General features: G+C 38.0%; 1 protein-coding gene. It reads left to right on the top strand.

What is annotated here, in order from left to right; all coding sequences use genetic code 11:
- The first annotated feature begins 569 nt into the window (after nucleotides 1-569).
- Entirely contained in the window at nucleotides 570-2,492 is a 1,923-nt protein-coding gene (gene gyrB, locus ACI4WO_RS04435; protein ID WP_439806354.1) for a DNA topoisomerase (ATP-hydrolyzing) subunit B, read from the top strand.
- Nucleotides 2,493-2,608 lie beyond the last annotated feature (116 nt).

The following is a 2,608-nucleotide window of genomic DNA, read 5'->3' as shown; positions in this document are numbered from 1 at the left end:
GCGTTCCAGTTCAAAAGGAAGTTTATGTCATTACATTTCTTTGCTTCTTTCTTTGTGTGAACAAAGAAAGAAGTGTGTTTCTTTGGTTCGTTTCTTGTCACATGACAAGAAATGAACATGGTTTTTGTTACTTTCTTGATGCTTCAAGAAAGTAAAAGAAGGGCGAGCAATGCTCGCCCCTACAAAGTAAGCTGTCGAGCCTTATGTAAAATAAATCAGTAAAGAAAAATACGTATAAAAGTTTTTTGCCTACTTTTTTTCAAATTTTCCCCTTAAGGTTCAGATTAGTAAGATGTCGAGCCTTATGTAAAATAAATCGGTAAAGTAAGCCACGTCTGAAAGTTTTTGTCTTACTTTTTTCAAAAAGTAAGATGTCGAGCCTTATGTAAAATAAATCAGTAAAGTAAAATACGTTTAAAAGTTTTTTGCCTACTTTTTTTCAAATTTTCCCCTTAAGGTTCAGATTAGTAAGATGTCGAGCCTTATGTAAAAAAAATCAGTAAAATAAAATACGTATAAAAGTTTTTTGCCTACTTTTTTTCAAAAAAGTAGGGAAGGAGGAAGAGTACATGTCAGCAAATCAGAATTACGATGAAAACCAAATACAAGTACTGGAGGGGCTTGAAGCTGTAAGGAAGCGTCCGGGAATGTATATTGGCTCCACAGGTCCTAAAGGTCTGCATCATTTGGTTTATGAAATTGTAGATAATTCAATAGATGAGGCGCTTGCAGGCTTTTGTTCTGAAATCAGGGTAGAAATTCTTGAGGGAGATGTTATCAGAGTATCAGATAACGGACGAGGTATACCTACAGGAATTCACCCGAAAGAGGGAATTTCCGCAGCAACGGTAGTTTATACGATACTTCACGCAGGAGGAAAATTCGGCGGCGGCGGATATAAGGTTTCCGGCGGACTTCACGGTGTTGGTGCGTCTGTAGTTAATGCACTTTCCGAGTGGCTGGAGCTTACTGTAAAGGACGGCAAGCATGTTCACTTCCAGAGATTTGAAAGAGGAAATTATTCAAAACCCCTTGAAATAATCGGAGATACAACAGAAACAGGAACTACTGTTATGTTCAAGGCGGACGGTGAAATTTTTGAGGATACTCACTATGATTACGAAGTTTTGCTTAAGCGTTTAAGAGAACAGGCATTCTTAAACGGCGGTATAAAAATTATATTCAGTGATTTAAGGGACAGTGAAGATCCCAGAACAGAAGTACTCCATTATGAAGGCGGTATCAGACAGTTTGTAGAGCATATTCATAAAACAAAAGGTCTGGATTCACTTTCTGATAAGGTGATTTATATTTCTGGTACTCAGGGAGATTCCTTTGCGGAAATAGCTATGCAGTATAACGACAGCTATAATGAAGTTATTCTGTCTTTTGCTAATAATATCCATACTACAGACGGCGGTTCCCATGAAACAGGATTTAAAAACGCTCTTACAAAAGTTATTAACGAATACGGTAAAAAGTTTAATCTTTTAAAAGACGGAGATAAACTTCTGGGCGATGATGTAAGAGAAGGTCTTACTGCGATAATTTCAGTAAAGCTTACTGAGTGCGAATTTGAGGGACAGACCAAGGGCAGACTGGGAAATCCGGAAGTTAAAGGCTTTGTAGAAAAAATGGTAATGGATAAGCTTATGTGCTATCTGGAAGAAAATCCGGCAGATGCTAAAGCTATATTTGAAAAATCCGTTGCAGCACAGCGTGCAAGAGAAGCTGCAAAGAAAGCAAGAGAAACAGCCAGAAGAAAAACCGCAATGGAAAGCGCATCTTTACCGGGTAAGCTTGCCGACTGTTCAGAGCATGATACTGAACTTACAGAAATTTATATTGTCGAGGGAGATTCTGCGGGCGGTTCTGCAAAAGAAGGCAGAGACAGACGCTATCAGGCAATTCTTCCATTGTGGGGAAAGATGCTGAATGTAGAAAAAGCAAGAATTGACAAGGTTTATGGAAATGAAAAGCTTCAGCCGGTAGTAACAGCACTGGGTACAAGTATAGGGGAGGATTTTGATATTACAAAGCTGAGGTACGGCAAGATAATAATTATGGCAGATGCCGATGTTGACGGTGCTCATATCAGAACACTTCTTCTGACATTTTTCTTCAGATTTATGCGTCCGCTTATAACAAACGGAAATATTTATATTGCTCAGCCGCCGCTATTCAAAGTGTTCAGGGGCAAAAAGGTAAAATACGCCTTTTCTGATGAAGAAAGAGATATGTATATTGAAGAACTGACTACGGAAAACGGTACAAAACCGGAGGTTCAGCGTTATAAAGGTCTGGGTGAGATGGATCCGGAACAGCTGTGGGAAACTACAATGAATCCGGAAACCAGAACTATGCTTAAAATAAATATGGAAGACGCTGTCAAGGCAGATGAAACTTTTACAATCCTTATGGGGGATAAGGTAGGTCCCAGAAAGGAATTTATTGAAACTAATGCCAAATATGTGGAGAATCTGGATATCTGATTTCTTTTAAAAAGAAATCATTAAAGAAAGACATATTTTTATTTTTATTTACTTTCTTGTGGCAACAAGAAAGTAACAAAGAAATGCTTAATTTACTTTCTTTTCATGTGAAAAGA

It is taken from the genome of Porcipelethomonas sp. (assembly GCF_051893655.1).
GTDB lineage: Bacteria > Bacillota > Clostridia > Oscillospirales > Ruminococcaceae > Porcipelethomonas.
This window is presented reverse-complemented; position numbering and strand designations above follow the sequence as displayed.